This window comes from Desulfosporosinus nitroreducens (assembly GCF_023897015.1).
Taxonomy (GTDB): Bacteria; Bacillota; Desulfitobacteriia; order Desulfitobacteriales; family Desulfitobacteriaceae; genus Desulfosporosinus; species Desulfosporosinus nitroreducens.
The window spans coordinates 1-16,320 of record NZ_JAMHFY010000033.1; the positions used below are offsets into that span (position 1 = coordinate 1).

The window sequence follows — 16,320 nt, forward strand, 5'->3', positions numbered from 1 at the left end:
TCGCTCATGATTTCTTTTGAAACTCTTTCGAGTCTCTCTCATTGGCTGTCCTTGTTGTTTAGTTTTCAAAGACCATCGTGTAATTTTACGTCCCTTTAGGACCGAGTTATATCTTAGCATTTCTAACTTACATTGTCAATACTAATTTATTCCAGACTCCAATTCTTAAAGGCGTACTTGTTTGCTTCGCTCTTGGCAGGTATTTTGTCGAGCGAACAAATAGTACTATACCATAACTGTATAACTCTCCTCAAATATGATTTGAATCCATAATATCATTATTATATCCCAAAACTGTTCATATTCTTCCTGATGCTCCGTTTATCTGGATAATATATTTTTCTTTACAATATTTCTTAGCAGGTTTCAACATAATCCCGTATTGACAAAAGCTACCCAATTCTTAAAGAGGCCACTGAAAAAGTCCCGTTGTAGAAAAAAGGTATAACACCTCATGATTTTGAGGAAGTTATACCTTTTTTGCTTTATAATTATGATATCAATTTCATGAAGGTGAGTACTACTATGATTCAAAAACAACAATCAATGATCCTTAGCCCATTTATGGATATCTATGATATAGTCGTTCCAAGGGATAATCGATTGAGAAAATTAAACGAACTGGTTGACTATTCTTTCGTATATAACGAACTAAAGGATAAATATTGTCTTGATAACGGTCGAAACGCCATCGACCCTATTCGGATGTTTAAATATTTATTGTTAAAATCTATCTATGACATATCTGATGTTGACGTGGTAGAGCGTTCGAAATATGATATGTCGTTTAAGTACTTTCTTGATATGGCACCAGAAGAGGCGGTAATTGAGCCGAGTTCTTTAACCAAGTTCCGGAAACTACGGCTAAAAGACGTAAACCTTTTAGATATGCTGATTAATAAAACCGTTGAAATTGCCATCAAAAAGGAAATCATCAAAAGTAAAGCTATTATTGTTGATGCCACTCATACGAAAGCTCGCTATAATCAAAAGGCCCCTAAAGAAATCCTGATGGATCGGTCAAAAAAGCTGAGAAAAGCCGTTTATAAAATAGATGAATCCATGAAAGACAAGTTTCCTGCCAAAACAACAACGGACGTATTGGAAGATGAACTATCCTACTGCCAAAAGCTCGTTGATGTGATCGAAAAGGAGGACAGCATTTCCAGCTATCCAGTAGTAAAGGAACATCTAAACCTTTTAAAAGAAACCATTGTGGATGATCTCGAACACCTGCGAATCTCGGATGATCAAGATGCAAAAGTTGGACACAAAAGTGCGGATTCCTCATTTTTTGGGTACAAAACGCACCTTGCCATGAGTGAAGAACGAATCATCACCGCAGCGACGATCACGACCGGCGAAAAAAGTGACGGAAAAGAATTACTGGCACTGATAGAAAAAAGTGTGGCAGCAGGCTTGGAGATTGAAACAGTCATTGGAGATACAGCCTATTCGGAAAAGGAAAATATTAAATACAGTAAGAAGAATGACATTAAATTAGTTGCTAAATTAAATCCTTTAATTACTCAAGGGAACAGGAAAAAAGAAGATGAGTTCAATTTTAATAAAGATGCCGGAATGTATGTGTGTGAAGCAGGCCATATGTCAATTCGGAAGGCCCGACAGGGTAGAAAAAAGCAAGGCAAAAATCAAAGGGATACATATTACTTTGACATTGAGAAGTGCAAGAGATGCCCATTAAAAGAGGGTTGTTATAAGGAAGGGGCCAAAAATAAGACCTATTCCGTTACTATTAAATCTACAGAACATACAGAACAGGCAAGATTTCAGGAAAGCGAGTACTTTAAAGAAAAATCAAAAGAGCGCTATAAGATTGAAGCTAAAAATAGCGAGCTGAAGCACAGGCACGGATATGATGTGGCATCATCTTCGGGTCTAATTGGTATGGAGTTACAAGGGGCGATGGCCATATTTACCGTAAATTTGAAAAGGATATTAAAGCTGATGGAGTAACAAAGGGACTAAATAGTCTATCAAATACTAGAAAAAGACGGTCACATTCAAAAAATGGAATAATGACCGTCTTTTATTTATTTAATCACCGACTACTAGTAAGAAAAACATAAGTTTTTCAGTGGCCTCTTCTTAAATCGGGTAGCTTTAAACACTAATAGGTTATTCAACCTCTTCGTCTTGAATATTTTCATCTCTTGGCCGCATCGTTGGGAATAGGATGACGTCACGAATTGACGCAGAATCCGTTAATAACATTACCAAACGATCTATTCCAATTCCCAGTCCACCAGTAGGCGGAAGCCCGTACTCTAGAGCTTGGACAAAGTCTTCATCCATGATATGAGCCTCATCATCCCCTTTAGCCCGCTCAGCAGCCTGCGCTTCAAAACGTTGTCGCTGATCAATAGGATCATTTAATTCGGAAAAAGCATTGGCAAGTTCACGTCCATATATGAAGGCTTCAAACCGATCCGTATATTCGGGGTGCTCAGCATTACGTTTAGCTAGCGGGGATATTTCTACGGGATGTCCGATTATGAATGTCGGTTGTATCAATTTTGGTTCCACGTACTCTTCAAAAAACTCATTAATAATTTTCCCGCGAGATGAATCTGACTCGACATGCAAACCCTTTTCTTGAGCTACAAGACGAGCTTGTTCATCCGTTATGATTTCCCTGAAATCTACTCCAGAGTACTCCAAAATACCATCAAGCATTGAAAGTCGCCGCCATGGAGTCTTGAATTCGAGGGGTTGTCCCTGATAAGTAATTTCCAAGGTACCGTGTATCTTTTGCACAATATGGGCAATCATCTCCTCTGTCAATTCCATTATATCTTCGTAATTAGCGAACGCTTGATAAAGCTCCATCATAGTAAACTCTGGATTGTGCTTAATTGAAATTCCTTCATTCCTGAAAGTACGGCCAATCTCGAATACTTTTTCAAACCCGCCAACAATTAAACGTTTCAATGGGAGTTCAAGAGCAATCCTCAAATAAAGATCTATATCAAGCGCGTTGTGATGCGTGCTAAATGGACGTGCTGCCGCTCCACCAGGAATTGTATGTAACGTGGGTGTCTCTACTTCAAGGAATTCCCGTTTCTCTAGAAACTCTCTCATAAACCGAATGATTTTACTTCGTGTTATAAATACTTGGCGAACATCGGGATTCATAACTAAGTCTAAATAACGCTTGCGATAACGTGTTTCTACATTGGTTAGGCCATGGAACTTCTCTGGGAGTGGGCGCATTGCCTTGGATAGCAGTAAAACCTCACGCGCATGAATAGATATTTCCCCTCGCTTAGTCCGGAAAACCTTCCCTTTTACCCCAACAATATCTCCAACGTCAAATTTCGTAATTAAATCAAACATAGTCTGACCCAATTCGTCCATTCGGATATAACTCTGAATACGGCCATTAAGGTCTTGAACATGTGCAAAGATAACTTTCCCCTGATCACGCTTGCTCATGATTCTACCAGCAATACTTACTTCTTGGCCTTCTAATTCTTCAAAATGCTCTAAAATGTCAGCAGTTTTATGGGTTCGAATATAGCGATCAGCATAGGGTTCAATATCTGCTTGGCGAAGCATCTCAAGTTTTTCTAAGCGAATTCGCCAGAGGTCGTTGGTATTCTCCATCTTTATTCCTCCATAAATTATTCTCTAATTATCAATTTTACCAAACTTAGACTTCAATAAACAAGAAAATTTAATTTCAATAAATAAAGTGCAGCATCTGTACGTGGCCAAACCAGTCACAGAAACACTGCACTTACAAATACTTAGTTCTAATGTTTTCTCAAATTTGAGTGTACACTCTTACTTGATCTTACTTAATATCAAGAATTTGATAGTGTAAAATACCTGCTGGTACATTTACTTCAACTACAGATCCTTTAGTTTGGCCTAAAACTGCTTTTCCGACAGGGGATTCATTGGAGATTTTGTTGGTACCTGGATCAGCCTCAGCTGACCCGACAATAAAGTACTCTTCTTCCTCACCAAAGTCCAAGTCTTTCAGGAGTACTTTTGTGCCTACTGCCACGACATCTGTTCCTTCTAGTTCATCAATAATTCGCGCATTCCTAAGCATTTTCTCGAGAGTAATAATCCGACCTTCGATAAAGGCCTGATCATTCTTAGCATCATCATACTCTGAGTTCTCACTAATATCTCCAAAGTCAATGGCCTGCTTAATGCGCCCGGCGACTTCCCGCCGCTTCACAGTTTTAGATAGCTCCAACTCTTCCTCAAGTTTTTTGAGGCCTTCTAATGTTAGAATAACTTCTTTTTCAGCCATATTTTCCTCGCTCCCTTTTCTCATCCTACGCATTATGCTTCTATACTTGTTGTACCACACACTTTTAAAAAGTTATATGCGTAATTCCTTTTAAATCTAGGAACTCCTTGAAAGATTCCTCATTTACATTACTCGTTATTATAAGGACCTTGCAAAATATTGTCAAGGATGCGGCTGTTATCTATAACGAGATATGCCATCAAATTATTCCTTTTTTCTGCAAAAAATAACACTTCACCCTGTTATTCGGGTTAAGACAGCTCGCATTTCTTCCGGTGATCTCGTTTGCATAATTTCATCCCGGATTTGGGCTGCCTTCCTAATCCCTTTAATATACCACACCGCATGTTTTCTCATTTCATTAAGACCAATTCTTTCACCCTTATAACGCAACACACGCTCGAAATGCTGTAATGCTACCTGTATCCGTTCTTCAATTGACGGTTCAGGCAATAAGATACCATCTTTTAAAAAAGATTGGGTACGCGGAATAAGCCATGGATTGCCCAAGGCACCACGTCCGATCATTACCCCGTCGCATTCCGTTTGCCCGATTAATCTACCGGCATCTTCAGGCCTAGAAACATCCCCATTACCGATAACCGGAATACTTACTGCTTGCTTTACCCTCCGAATCCATCCCCAGTCAGCATGACCCGAATAAAATTGCTCACGGGTTCTTGCGTGAACTGTTAGCATCTGGACACCTACCGATTCTAGACTTTTAGCCAGTTCAAGGGCCACAATTTCTTGATCGTTCCAACCAAGACGAATTTTTACGGTTACTGGTACATTAACGGCTTGTACGACAGCTGAGGCGATAGCTTGCGCACGGGGGAGATCCTTTAGCAGTGCCGATCCTTCACCATTCTTAACAATTTTCTGTGCTGGGCATCCCATGTTAATATCAATAACATTGGCGCTGGATTTCACGGCCAACAGGGCTGCTCGGGCCATTGTCTCAGGATCTGTACCAAACAACTGTACAATTCTCGGTTCCCCTTCTCCACTCAAATCCAGCATCTTCAAGGTTCTCGAGTTTTGATAAGTTAATGCTTTATCACTTATCATTTCCGTCCACACATACTCTCCGCCCACTGCACAGACTGTTTCTCGAAATGCTTTATCTGTCACACCAGCCAAAGGTGCCAGAAATACCGGGACTCCAAGTTCATAATGTCCTAACTTCATATTCTTATTCCTCTTAATTACTATTTCCTGTTACGTTCGTAGATTAATAAAAGTCCCTCAAGGGTTAAGAAGGGATCGACAGTTTCAATCATTTCCGATTCTTGAGAAATCATTTTGGCTAATCCACCTGTGGCAATTACTTTAGTCTCTGGTCCTAATTCCCCTTTCATACGTTTAACTATTCCATCCACCTGGCCAGTGAATCCATAATATATCCCGGATTGCATTCCAGCCACCGTATTTTTCGCGATAACTGAAGTGGGCTTAACCATTTCAATGCGAGGTAATTTTGAGGCCCTTTGAAAGAGGGCTTCTGTCGAGATCCCTATACCTGGAGCAATCGCCCCACCTAAGTATTCTCCGCGTTTTGATACTACGCAAAATGTCGTTGCAGTTCCAAAGTCGACAATGACAAGCGGTCCTCCATATTTAGTATATGCAGCTACTGCATTCACAATGCGATCAGCCCCAACCTCTCTGGGATTATCATAAATAATTGGCATCCCTGTTTTAATGCCAGGCCCCACAACAAGAGGTTCTACTCCAAAATACTTTCGAGCGAGAGATTCTAACGTAGGCATCACTGGTGGGACTACCGAGGAAATTACAACCGCATTAATTTCTTGAAAGGTCAAGCCGCTTAAATCGAATAAATTTTTAATAACCACCGCATACTCGTCCATAGTACGTGATTTATCTGTTGACACCCTCCAATGATGAGTTAATGTTCTCTCATCGTAGACCCCCAACACAATATTTGTATTACCTACATCAAATAATAGAATCATAATAACGCTCCTTTTGGCCCATTTAAAGTCCTCTTTCCCAGTTTGCTCTCGTCGTGGCTTTAATCTCGCCCAGGTCAAGACTAAAGTCCATGGCCTTAACCGAATGGGTCAAAGCACCAATTGAAATCAAATCGACCCCAGTCTGAGCCACTTGACGAAGTTGATCTTCCTGAATCCCCCCTGAAGCTTCAACGATTGCCCGGTGGTCAATATAAAGAACTGCTTCCCGCATTTCATCGATTCCCATATTATCCAGCATAATCACATCAACACCGCAAGCTACGGCGTCTTCCACCTGTTCGATCGTTTCACACTCAACTTCTATCTTAACCATGTGCCCAATTACGGCCCTTACCCTTTGAACAGCTTCTGTTAATCCACCCACTGCAGTAAGGTGATTATCTTTTAACATCACTGCATCATAGAGTCCAAATCGGTGGTTATGCCCGCCTCCGACTCTTACCGCATATTTCTGCAAAGCTCGCCATCCTGGGAGAGTTTTTCGTGTATCCACAATACAGGTCGAAAGTCCAGTGACCTGATCAACGGCACGTTTTGTTGCCGTTGCGATTCCTGAGAGGTGTTGTAAGAAATTTAAAGCTGTTCGCTCTCCCTGCAAAATAGTGCTTAAAGGGCCGTCCAGCTCGATTACAACCTCTCCAACCTTGACTTCATCTCCATCTCTCACTAATTTATGGACCTGTATCCGTTGGTCTACACGCTGAAAGACCTGCTCAACAAGTGCCAGACCAGCGACTATTCCATCCTGTTTAGCATACAGTTTTGCCAAACTGGTTAAATCCTCCGGAAAAATCCTAGTGCTCAGATCCCCCGTCCCGATATCTTCCATCAATGCCTGATCAATCAGCTCTTGAAACTGGAACGTAGCGTACATCATTATCCTCCTTATGTTGCAGAGAGTGCTTTTGCCAGGATTCATCAAGCCGCACGGGATAATCTGAACGGAAATGCCCGCCTCGACTTTCTTTACGATCTAAAGCGGCTTTGGCAATAGCTACTCCGACCGTCAACATGTTTACTGTTTCAAGTTCATGCACAGAACCTGTTGACAAGACTTCTTGCTCCCAACCCAGCAATAACCCAACGGCCTCTCTAAGGCCCGTTTCATTTCTCAAAATACCCACCTTGTCCCACATTAAGTCTTGAATATGAGTCCTCAAGCTTTGAGCATCTATGGGTTTCTTTGATCGATATATTCCTGTTACATTAAGACTTCCCTCAGGACTAAGTACGTCCTCCCATGAAGGACGTTTACCAGGACCCTTATCCCCTATCTTTTCTACGATACGCGCTCCAAAAACCAGTCCATCCAACAATGAGTTACTTGCTAACCGATTAGCTCCGTGGACCCCATTACACGCGCATTCTCCAGCCGCATAAAGATGAGGCAGGCTTGATTCCCCATAGGAGTTTGTTGCGATTCCGCCCATCATATAATGAGCCGCCGGTGCAACTGGTAAAGGCATAGTTAATACATCCCTACCATACTTCAAACACGTTTGGTATATGGTAGGGAATCTCTCAAGGATCCTCTTTTCTCCGATAGGTCGAAAATCCAAATAAACTGAACCATGATTCATTTCTTCCCAAATTGCTCGAGCGACAACATCCCGTGCTGCAAGTTCTTTCCCAATAATATTTTCCATAAAGCGTATCCCAGACGCGTTAATTAAATGTGCACCCTCACCACGCACTGCCTCCGAGATGAGGAAGCGGGGCGCATTAGGGATCAACAAAGCCGTAGGATGAAATTGAACAAATTCCATGTCCATCAAATCTGCGCCTGCACGCAAGGCTACGGCCATTCCATCACCCGTTGCAACACTGGGATTTGTTGTAAAGCTATAGACCTGCCCCAACCCTCCGGTTGCCAGAACCACTGCATTTGCTAAGTGACTTTCCAGCTCCCCTGTTTCTCCATTAAGAACTAAGGCCCCAACAATATGCCCTCTATCATTTTCTAAAAGATCAATCACAAAACGTTCTTCAAATGTGCTGACATTAGGGCTTGACTTTACCTTGGCAACCAAAGCCCGTTCTATTTCCCATCCCGTAGCGTCTCCCAGCGCGTGCAGTATTCTCCTCTGACTATGTGCGCCTTCACGGGTAAGAGCAAGCTCCCCATCATGGTAGTCGAACTGAGCACCCATACCCATTAATTCCTCAACACAGATAAGCCCTTCTTCCACCAGAATCCTCACTGTCAAAGGGTCGCAGAGCCCCGCGCCTGCCCTAAGAGTGTCATTTAAGTGCAACGTTGGAGAGTCAGCTTCATCAATGGCTACCGCGATCCCACCTTGGGCATGCTCTGTATTGCTTTCTTCAATTGTTTTCTTAGTAAGAACAGTAACCTTAAATTGTTCACTTGCTTTGATTGCTGTGTATAACCCGGCGATTCCGCTTCCCAATACAAGTACGTCCGAATCAAAGACCTTTACCCCTGTTTTAGACCAAGGGTATAAATATCGTCTCAACACGCCCATCCCCTGCTCTTCTGCTGCTTATAAGGCCAGCATTCGCTCTAGTGCCGCTTTGGCTTTAACTCGTATTTCCTCTTTCACTGTAACACGTGGAGAGAGGTTTTTAAGTGCATCTCTTACCTTTTCTAAGCTTGTCAATTTCATATTTGGACAAACTAAACGTTCTGAAGCGAGATAGAATTTTTTCTCTGGACAAACTTGGTGGAGTCGATGTAAGATTCCTGACTCCGTCCCCACAATAAATTCTTGGTTTTCAGAGTTTTGAGCATACTTAATCAATCCTGCTGTAGAGCCAACATAATCCGCTGCTTCACAAATGTCTTCTCGGCATTCCGGGTGAACTATGACTTTGGCGGAGGGATGCTCATTCTTCGCTCGTTGAATGTCTTCCTTCGACAATCGGTCATGAGTTTTACAGTAACCAGGCCAGAACTGAAGGGAACGCCCAAGAATTTTGGCAGCGTAACGGCCAAGATTTTCGTCCGGAATAAATAAGATGTTATCTCCTTGTAAAGACTGCACTACTTTCACCGCATTAGAGGAAGTACAGCAGATATCGCTCTCCGCTTTGACTTCTGCAGAGGAATTAACATAACATACCACCTGAACTTCGGGAACCCTCTTTTTATAAGCTCGCAAGCCGTCGGCATCAACCATGTCTGCCATTGGGCAACCCGCCTTTTGATCGGGCAATATTACGACTTTGTTCGGGGATAGAATAGCTGCACTTTCTGCCATAAAGTGGACACCGCAAAAGACAATGACCTCCGCGTCTGTATTTGCAGCTTGTTGACTCAGTTGCAAAGAATCTCCAACGAAATCTGCAATATCCTGAACCTCGGGTCTTTGATAATAGTGGGCTAAAATAACTGCTTTGCGTTCTTTTTTAAGCACTTCAATCTCCGCAGCTAAAGTCTCAAATAAGTCTTGGCTAATGGTATAATTCATAAAATATTATGCCCTCCCTTGAGTAACAAAATCTTTTTAAAAGATTAGGTCTTTCGATTAAATTTGTCAAGATTCCCGTCCATGAACTTCTTCTGAAGCAATCTTAGTTTCATGGTTTTTTTCATCGACAAAAACGACTTTAGGGGTATACTGATGAGCCTCTTCATCAGTTAACACCGCATAAGAAATAATAATTACTTGATCGCCAACTTGTACCTGACGAGCTGCCGCACCATTTAAGCATATCACTCCAGAATTTCTCTCTCCGGGAATAACGTAGGTCTCAAGCCTTGCTCCGTTATTATTGTTAACGACCTGAACCTTTTCATTAATCAATAAATCCGCTGCCTCCATCAATGCGACATCAATGGTAATACTGCCTACATATTGAAGATTCGCTTCTGTTACGACCGCCTTATGAATTTTTGATTTCATCATCGTTCTATACATTCTGCTTAACCTCCACTACTTTATTATCAATTAAACGGGTTGTCCCAAATTTAACTGCTAAAGCTAATAGCACCGGCCGCTTTATTTCTGTTACTTCAGACAAGTCACCAGCATCTCTTACCTCTGCATAGTCGATAATACCCTGACTCTCAGAAGTAATCCTTTCTCGCAGTTGCCTTTCAATTTCCCGAGCTGATCGTTGCCCCGTTTGTATGCTTAACTCTGCAGCAGCAAGACTCTTGGACAAGATTTGGGCTTTTTGCCGTTGTTCAGAGGTTAAAAAAATATTGCGGGAACTCATAGCTAACCCATCTTCTTCCCGAACAATAGGGACAGGGCAAATTTGAATTGGCAGATTAAGATCTCTCACCATACGTTCAATAATCAGATACTGCTGATAATCTTTCTGCCCAAAAAATGCCCTGTCAGGTTGGACGATATTGAACAACTTGTTTACAACAGTAGTGACTCCACGAAAATGTCCAGGACGAGTTGCCCCACAAAGCATCCCATCTAATTGGCCTACCTCAACAAATGTAAGCATCGGGTGGGGATACATTTCTTCAACCGTCGGATGAAAAAGGGCATCAACCCCGGCCTCTTCCAAGAGTCGGACATCACGTTCTAAGTCCCTGGGGTAACGTGATAAATCTTCATTGGGGCCAAATTGCAATGGATTAACAAAAATGCTCACTACCAAGAAATCATCCTTCTGTTGGGCTTGCTCAATTAACGATAAATGTCCACGATGTAAGAAACCCATCGTAGGCACGAAATTAATTTTTCGTCCCCGTTTTTTTTCCTCAGCTATCATCTCACGCAGTTCATGGATATGTGAAGTTCTTTTCACATCTCACTCCACCTTTCTTATCGAAATTCACCGTCTGAATTTTGTCCACCAAGCAACAATTTCAAAATGTTTAGCTCCTCTGAAGGATAGCTTAATCCTTGTTTAGCCCTCTTGTTTTTCCCTAACTCTAAAGCCTTTAATCCCAAGCCTTTATAAATTTCCGTGAGTTTAGATGGCAACTGATCTAAATGCCCTTTAATAACTTGTACTTCTCCACGAGCAATTGGTCCGGTTAATGCTTGGGGCAACCCTACTTGTTCTAAATTAGAAAGTGTCCCTTTCATCAGCGGTAATAAAGAAGCCAAGGCTTCTTCTCCTTGAATTCCTGCTGCCGCAAAAAGCTCTACAGCTAATGAAGCAAGTACTGCCAAATAATTCGAGGCAACAACAGCGCCAGCATGATAAAGTGTCTTCTCATCAGCTAAAATTTTATGCGGAATTCCACCGAGATCTTTCACGATCTCCTCTCCCAGCGCCTCTGCCTCTCCTTCAACTCCAAAGTGAGTTCCAGAAAGAATTGTCAGTGCATTATCCACACTTGCAAAGGACTGTAGAGGGTGTAACGACAAGCAACGCACAGGTAGGTCTTCCTGGATACGTAGAATGGATGAAGGAAGCGAACCTGAACAGTGAATCCATATTTGGTCCGGAATAATTAGATCTTTTTCAACTAGATTCTCTGCAATCGATTGAATCATGCCATCCTGTGTCGTAATAAACAAAAAATCAACTGCAGGCACAAGCTCCTCTAAAAGAAGATGATCGATATTTAGATAACTGCGAAACCGTTCATATGAGAGTCGACTTCGGGTATGAACCCCTAAACATTCATGACCTGCCTCTGTTAATTGCACTGCTAATGCGGTACCCACTATTCCAGCTCCAATTATTCCAAATTTCATTTCGTTCCTCCTTTCAAACGCAGTTTGATCTGCAATGGCGTTGGCAGTAAGAAATAGATTATCCCGTTCTCAGTGTGCCGTATTTCGGCATGAAGTCAGACCAGCATAAAAAAACCTTCACGAGCGTGAAGGATATTTTCTCTCTCCTCCGTCTCAGTCATCTTGATCTAAGCGGGTTATTATTGAATTTTCAGAAATAAATATTTGTCAGTCTATTCAATATATTTTATAAAAAATAATTAATCTAAATCAGTACAATTCAAGAATGATATTGTCTGATATTAGATTTCCGTTCAGGTAAGTGGATAAACCTTACCATCTCCCATTACTTCATTTATAGATCTACCCGAGGGCAGGATGAGTTCTGGTGCAATTTCTCGTAATGGAGCAATAACAAAAGCACGTTCTTCCAAGTATGGATGAGGTAAGCTTAATTCTTCTGTCTCACTTACTCTATTATCGTAAATTAAAAGGTCTATGTCAATGGTTCTTGAACCCCAATGTACCTTACGCTCTCTCCCCAGGCTCAGTTCAATTTCTTGGCAAACATGAAGCAGGTCTAGTGGCTCTAGGATTGTCTCAATCTCTATGACCTGATTCCAAAATAAAGGTTGATCTATCCCCCCCCAGGGTTCTGTTTCATATATGCGGGACATCGCCATTATTCTAATTGATCGGCCTTTCAAAGCCGAAATTGCCTCTCTAAGGTAAAAAGCTCGGTCTCCCATATTACTTCCTAACCCTAGATACACTTTCATCGCTTTCACCTGCCTCGCCAAATCTCCACAGAAACATCTCTAATAATTCCCGGGATTGGTGCCTGTGGCTTGTGGACTTCTACTCGCACTGATTCACAGGCAAACTGCCCCAGTACCCTTTTAGAAATTTCTTCAGCCAGGCGTTCTATTAATAGATACCTGCCCTCAGTTACGCACGCTTTAATAACTTGGTATACCTCTCCATAATGAATCGTATCCTCAACTCGATCAGAAGAACCTGCCTGGCTCAAGTTGTGGAAAAGATCCATATCTATTAAAAATCTCTGTCCTAAAACATTTTCTTCGGGTAATACCCCATGGTACGAATAGAATTCCAGTCCACGAAGGTGAATCACGTCAAGCTCCGACATAATGGACTCCTCTCTGCCCTCTTACAATGGCATCTGCCATTTGTATCGCCCTGCTATTTGCCTTAACATCGTGAACACGTATAATATCTGCCCCAGAAACCACCCCCAGAACGCTGGTTGCCAATGTCCCCTCTAAGCGCTCATTCACCGCTAGGTTTAAAGTATTTCCAATCATTGATTTGCGAGAAGCCCCTAATAATACAGGGTGTCCCAGCGTCTTTAATTCTGCCAAACGGGCCATAACTTCAAGATTCTGCTCTGTTGTTTTCCCAAACCCGATTCCTGGATCCAGAATAATCTGGTCTCCTGACAATCCCTGAGTTTCAGCCAATTCGATGCTCTTTTGCAAAAAAGCAAAAATGTCCCCCATAAGGTGGTGGTAGGCTGTTCCATCCTGATTATGCATTACAACGACGGGTACTCGGTAATCCCCAACCACTCTAGCCATATCCGGATCTCTTTGGAATCCCCATACATCATTAATCATATGAGCACCTACTTCAAGCGCTTTGGCCGCGACGCTCGCCTTATAGGTATCTATTGAGACAGGGACGGCTACTCGCTCTAAAAGCGCCTTCAGTATGGGCTCTAAGCGTTTCCATTCTTCTTCAGCACTTACACCCGCATAATTCGGCCGAGTAGACTCTCCGCCGATATCTAAAATATCTGCACCTTCATCAATCAAACGTTGCGCTTGAGAAATAGCGTCTTCAATACTAGCGTATCTGCCCCCATCCGAGAACGAATCTGGAGTTACATTTAAAATCCCCATGACAAGGGTGCGCTCCCCCAGAATTAGTTCTTTTCCTCGACAATTTAGACTGCGGGTCGTCGATGGCTCCAAGGCAATAAGTAATTGCTTGAGGGCCTGTCCAATCTTCTTAAGTCCAAATGGTTGGGCTGACACCTTTTTCGCAAGGTGCTCTAATTGCCGAACTGTACCGAGTAACATAACATCTGTTGCATCTATGCTATTTGTAATTACATCCCGATGAACTGCAGCATCTCCACCAACGGACAGCATCTCTTGCTTAAGAATATGGGCTGCGCGTAATGGAACTTGCTCTAATTTTATCGCACGGCCAATTCCTTTACCTGCCATGTTTGCGACTCCTGCCGGGTCAGATCCAATCTGTGTCAACGCCATCTTAGCTTCTGACAAGTTATCAATCGCAACCCAACGCATTCCATATATTTGCATTGCGGTCCCTCCTTAATACATAATTTGTTTCATTGCGGGCTTAAACTTGTGACATAAAGTTTGAGCGGAACAATATCGACAATCTCTAGACCAATCATCCGCATTAGCTAATACCTCGCCAAGTAAAGTCAGATTGTCATAATGATGCCGACGATGTTCACGGATTCCTCCCAGGATTATCCCTATATCCTCCGAGCAAAAATTACACGATTTGAGCAAGGGGAGTGCCAATCGGGCACTTGCCTCAGCGTGATCTTCACCCGTTTGATATTCTACCCATCGTCCGATATCATGCAGCAATGCAGCAGCATAAACTGCTTCTTTAGATAGACTTACATCCCCTTTTTCCAGCAGGTAGGCATAGGAGATGCGTGCAACACTTAACCCATGTTCAAAGCCATGTTTACAAAATCGTCGTTCTTTTTCTAATTTATCAATTTTCTCTATATAGCAAATATAATCTTCATGGTCCAATAGCCGGTTGACGCGAGCCATTGAATGTAACATTTAGCCACACTCCCAAGATTTCATCTCATTTCTCCCAAAACTTAAGCCCCTGAGTCAGCTAAGGGTTTCGCTTCCTTAAACGAATATGAACCTTTGTAGGATGGGATACGCAGAGTTTTCCTTGCTATACTTACAGTCATGCCTCTATCTTTAAGAGTTTTTCCATCCAGTTGGGAAACATAGTCGAGAAGCGTTTCCTGATCCCCGATGGCACTAAATTCATAAGGGTTTCCCTCTGTACGATTTATAGGCACTTTGTTTACTAGGATAGTCGAACTTCCGCTCAACACAATATCTGTAGAACCAACAATCCGTTGGCCATTGATACTGATTGCTTCTGCACCAGCCAGTTTTAAGGTGTTGATCATTCTTAAAATTTCATCCGTATAAAGCGGAAAAGTTACCTTTTTATTACGGTCGTCGATGCTTACCAAAATTCCTGGTCCTTCTACTTCTTGTGTACCATCAAGCATTTTCAATTGTTTGAGATGTACAAGCAGTTGAGGATCCGTCCCTACTTGGTTACGTGCTAAGTCCAGCTTTTCCGACAGGCCCTTATGTCTTTCCTGAAGCAGAGCATTTTGTTCCTGAGAATTCACCAGCACCGCTTTCATTTGAGACATACGTTGTGCACTAATTTGTTCGGCAGCCGATACATTCTTTTGAGTTTGAGCCTGAAGGGCAATTAAAAACCCTAGGGCAATCGCTACCATAGTGACCGGTAAAGCTAAGGTTCTTTTCCAACGTTGCATTACGTTCCCTCCTTAATGGGTTCCGCATAACGATAATCTCTCAATTTGCCCGCCGGAGTCTTTACTTCTTCTAAAACCTCAAGCTTGCGAGTTATTCCATACTGTTCTTGAAACTCTCCAAGTCTATCCCAGCTATAACCATAAAACTTAAGGGCAGCAGACAAATTATGTGAATCACCAATAGCCCCAATCACATAAGGGGGCATTTGACGGGTGCCATTGACCTGGATAAACGATCCCCCACAAAACACTTCAGTGTTCGTCGTCACGCGTTGCCCATTAACTGCAATGGCTTCAGCCCCACCATTCCAAAGTGCATTCAATATTTCACGAATATATTCCTCATGAATATAATAATTATTTGGGTCTTCTTCCCCAGTTGCTACGCGAGTAGAGTCATCCAAAGTGATTTGCACACCTGGACCCGCGAGCTCAATTAAGCCTGCATTCATCATAGCCTCTTTTACTTGCTCATTTAGCAATGAGGACGCGCTTTGACCCTGAGCATATTTAATTAATTCTTGCTCTATTTTATCATTTTCTACGGAAAGCTGTTGATTCTCCTGTTCCGTTTTAATCAGACTAGGGATAGCCGTTTCCTGTTGTGTCACCTGACTGCCCGCAACACCCTGCGCTTTAATCAGCAGGACAAAGAGAAATCCTAGCAAAATTGCAGAAAACCCCAGCAGAGACCGTTCTTTTCTATCCAGATGCATTTGATACACCTCCACAATACCAACTTTAGAAAACTTAGGAGCCATAGATAGACCATAAGTCATACTATCTGACCAGTATTTGAAAAAAGGACACCCC

The 16,320-nt window shown here is 42.3% G+C and carries 17 protein-coding genes; 1 reads left to right on the plus strand and 16 read right to left on the minus strand.

Annotated elements, in window-relative coordinates; genetic code table 11:
• The first annotated feature begins 525 nt into the window (after window positions 1–525).
• Window positions 526–1,977, plus strand: a complete 1,452-nt coding sequence (locus M8E35_RS22950; protein WP_252472955.1) for an IS1182 family transposase — start codon at window positions 526–528, stop codon at window positions 1,975–1,977.
• A 162-nt stretch (window positions 1,978–2,139) separates the two neighbouring features.
• On the opposite strand, the gene lysS is transcribed toward M8E35_RS22950, so the two are convergent.
• The 16 genes from lysS to M8E35_RS23030 all read right to left on the minus strand — a co-directional run bounded on the left by lysS (window position 2,140) and on the right by M8E35_RS23030 (window position 16,223).
• On the minus strand, window positions 2,140–3,627 hold the full coding sequence (lysS, locus tag M8E35_RS22955) for a lysine--tRNA ligase (RefSeq protein ID WP_252472957.1): 1,488 nt from the start codon (window positions 3,625–3,627) through the stop codon (window positions 2,140–2,142).
• Between the two features lie 190 nt (window positions 3,628–3,817).
• Window positions 3,818–4,288 carry a transcription elongation factor GreA gene (greA, locus tag M8E35_RS22960; RefSeq protein ID WP_073026846.1) on the minus strand — a complete coding sequence of 157 codons (471 nt, stop codon included), beginning with the start codon at window positions 4,286–4,288 and terminating at the stop codon, window positions 3,818–3,820.
• A gap of 234 nt (window positions 4,289–4,522) precedes the next feature.
• On the minus strand, window positions 4,523–5,479 hold the full coding sequence (dusB, locus tag M8E35_RS22965; RefSeq protein ID WP_252472959.1) for a tRNA dihydrouridine synthase DusB: 957 nt from the start codon (window positions 5,477–5,479) through the stop codon (window positions 4,523–4,525).
• Between the two features lie 20 nt (window positions 5,480–5,499).
• On the minus strand, window positions 5,500–6,267 hold the full coding sequence (locus M8E35_RS22970; RefSeq protein ID WP_252472960.1) for a type III pantothenate kinase: 768 nt from the start codon (window positions 6,265–6,267) through the stop codon (window positions 5,500–5,502).
• 22 nt (window positions 6,268–6,289) lie between these two features.
• Window positions 6,290–7,162 (minus strand): carboxylating nicotinate-nucleotide diphosphorylase, encoded by an 873-nt coding sequence (gene nadC, locus M8E35_RS22975; protein WP_252472962.1) that lies wholly within the window; start codon window positions 7,160–7,162, stop codon window positions 6,290–6,292.
• Window positions 7,128–8,771 carry an L-aspartate oxidase gene (nadB, locus tag M8E35_RS22980; protein WP_252472964.1) on the minus strand — a complete coding sequence of 548 codons (1,644 nt, stop codon included), beginning with the start codon at window positions 8,769–8,771 and terminating at the stop codon, window positions 7,128–7,130. Before nadB ends, nadC begins: the two co-directional genes overlap by 35 nt.
• 18 nt (window positions 8,772–8,789) lie before the next feature.
• On the minus strand, window positions 8,790–9,716 hold the full coding sequence (nadA, locus tag M8E35_RS22985; RefSeq protein WP_252472966.1) for a quinolinate synthase NadA: 927 nt from the start codon (window positions 9,714–9,716) through the stop codon (window positions 8,790–8,792).
• Between the two features lie 66 nt (window positions 9,717–9,782).
• Window positions 9,783–10,166 (minus strand): aspartate 1-decarboxylase, encoded by a 384-nt coding sequence (gene panD, locus M8E35_RS22990; RefSeq protein ID WP_252472968.1) that lies wholly within the window; start codon window positions 10,164–10,166, stop codon window positions 9,783–9,785.
• Window positions 10,159–11,016: a pantoate--beta-alanine ligase gene (gene panC, locus M8E35_RS22995; protein ID WP_252472970.1), complete on the minus strand. Its 858-nt coding sequence runs from the start codon at window positions 11,014–11,016 to the stop codon at window positions 10,159–10,161. Before panC ends, panD begins: the two co-directional genes overlap by 8 nt.
• A 17-nt stretch (window positions 11,017–11,033) precedes the next feature.
• On the minus strand, window positions 11,034–11,918 hold the full coding sequence (locus M8E35_RS23000; RefSeq protein ID WP_252472972.1) for a Rossmann-like and DUF2520 domain-containing protein: 885 nt from the start codon (window positions 11,916–11,918) through the stop codon (window positions 11,034–11,036).
• Window positions 11,919–12,211: 293 nt separating this feature from the next.
• Complete coding sequence (gene folK, locus M8E35_RS23005; RefSeq protein ID WP_252472974.1) at window positions 12,212–12,676, minus strand: 2-amino-4-hydroxy-6-hydroxymethyldihydropteridine diphosphokinase; 465 nt, start codon at window positions 12,674–12,676, stop codon at window positions 12,212–12,214.
• Between the two features lie 5 nt (window positions 12,677–12,681).
• On the minus strand, window positions 12,682–13,047 hold the full coding sequence (folB, locus tag M8E35_RS23010; RefSeq protein ID WP_252472976.1) for a dihydroneopterin aldolase: 366 nt from the start codon (window positions 13,045–13,047) through the stop codon (window positions 12,682–12,684).
• Window positions 13,034–14,248 (minus strand): dihydropteroate synthase, encoded by a 1,215-nt coding sequence (folP, locus tag M8E35_RS23015; protein WP_252472978.1) that lies wholly within the window; start codon window positions 14,246–14,248, stop codon window positions 13,034–13,036. The genes folB and folP overlap by 14 nt, the downstream gene beginning before the upstream one ends.
• 12 nt (window positions 14,249–14,260) lie before the next feature.
• Window positions 14,261–14,755 carry an HD domain-containing protein gene (locus tag M8E35_RS23020; protein ID WP_252472980.1) on the minus strand — a complete coding sequence of 165 codons (495 nt, stop codon included), beginning with the start codon at window positions 14,753–14,755 and terminating at the stop codon, window positions 14,261–14,263.
• 41 nt (window positions 14,756–14,796) lie between these two features.
• Window positions 14,797–15,507 carry a DUF881 domain-containing protein gene (locus M8E35_RS23025; RefSeq protein WP_252472983.1) on the minus strand — a complete coding sequence of 237 codons (711 nt, stop codon included), beginning with the start codon at window positions 15,505–15,507 and terminating at the stop codon, window positions 14,797–14,799.
• Window positions 15,507–16,223, minus strand: coding sequence for a DUF881 domain-containing protein (locus M8E35_RS23030; protein ID WP_252472986.1), 717 nt, complete (start codon window positions 16,221–16,223; stop codon window positions 15,507–15,509). The genes M8E35_RS23025 and M8E35_RS23030 overlap by 1 nt, the downstream gene beginning before the upstream one ends.
• Window positions 16,224–16,320: the final 97 nt, after the last annotated feature.

What these genes read in the sequence shown, in the direction of transcription:
- nadA (WP_252472966.1), bottom strand. Translation starts at nt 9,716, where the DNA reads ATGAATTATACCATTAGCCAAGACTTATTTGAGACTTTAGCTGCGGAG.
- greA (WP_073026846.1), bottom strand. Translation starts at nt 4,288, where the DNA reads ATGGCTGAAAAAGAAGTTATTCTAACATTAGAAGGCCTCAAAAAACTT.
- lysS (WP_252472957.1), bottom strand. Translation starts at nt 3,627, where the DNA reads ATGGAGAATACCAACGACCTCTGGCGAATTCGCTTAGAAAAACTTGAG.
- M8E35_RS23025 (WP_252472983.1), bottom strand. Translation starts at nt 15,507, where the DNA reads ATGCAACGTTGGAAAAGAACCTTAGCTTTACCGGTCACTATGGTAGCG.
- folB (WP_252472976.1), bottom strand. Translation starts at nt 13,047, where the DNA reads ATGTCGGAGCTTGACGTGATTCACCTTCGTGGACTGGAATTCTATTCG.
- M8E35_RS23030 (WP_252472986.1), bottom strand. Translation starts at nt 16,223, where the DNA reads ATGCATCTGGATAGAAAAGAACGGTCTCTGCTGGGGTTTTCTGCAATT.
- M8E35_RS22950 (WP_252472955.1), top strand. Translation starts at nt 526, where the DNA reads ATGATTCAAAAACAACAATCAATGATCCTTAGCCCATTTATGGATATC.
- M8E35_RS23020 (WP_252472980.1), bottom strand. Translation starts at nt 14,755, where the DNA reads ATGTTACATTCAATGGCTCGCGTCAACCGGCTATTGGACCATGAAGAT.
- nadB (WP_252472964.1), bottom strand. Translation starts at nt 8,771, where the DNA reads ATGGGCGTGTTGAGACGATATTTATACCCTTGGTCTAAAACAGGGGTA.
- M8E35_RS22970 (WP_252472960.1), bottom strand. Translation starts at nt 6,267, where the DNA reads ATGATTCTATTATTTGATGTAGGTAATACAAATATTGTGTTGGGGGTC.
- folK (WP_252472974.1), bottom strand. Translation starts at nt 12,676, where the DNA reads ATGAAAGTGTATCTAGGGTTAGGAAGTAATATGGGAGACCGAGCTTTT.
- M8E35_RS23000 (WP_252472972.1), bottom strand. Translation starts at nt 11,918, where the DNA reads ATGAAATTTGGAATAATTGGAGCTGGAATAGTGGGTACCGCATTAGCA.
- dusB (WP_252472959.1), bottom strand. Translation starts at nt 5,479, where the DNA reads ATGAAGTTAGGACATTATGAACTTGGAGTCCCGGTATTTCTGGCACCT.
- nadC (WP_252472962.1), bottom strand. Translation starts at nt 7,162, where the DNA reads ATGTACGCTACGTTCCAGTTTCAAGAGCTGATTGATCAGGCATTGATG.
- folP (WP_252472978.1), bottom strand. Translation starts at nt 14,248, where the DNA reads ATGCAAATATATGGAATGCGTTGGGTTGCGATTGATAACTTGTCAGAA.
- panD (WP_252472968.1), bottom strand. Translation starts at nt 10,166, where the DNA reads ATGTATAGAACGATGATGAAATCAAAAATTCATAAGGCGGTCGTAACA.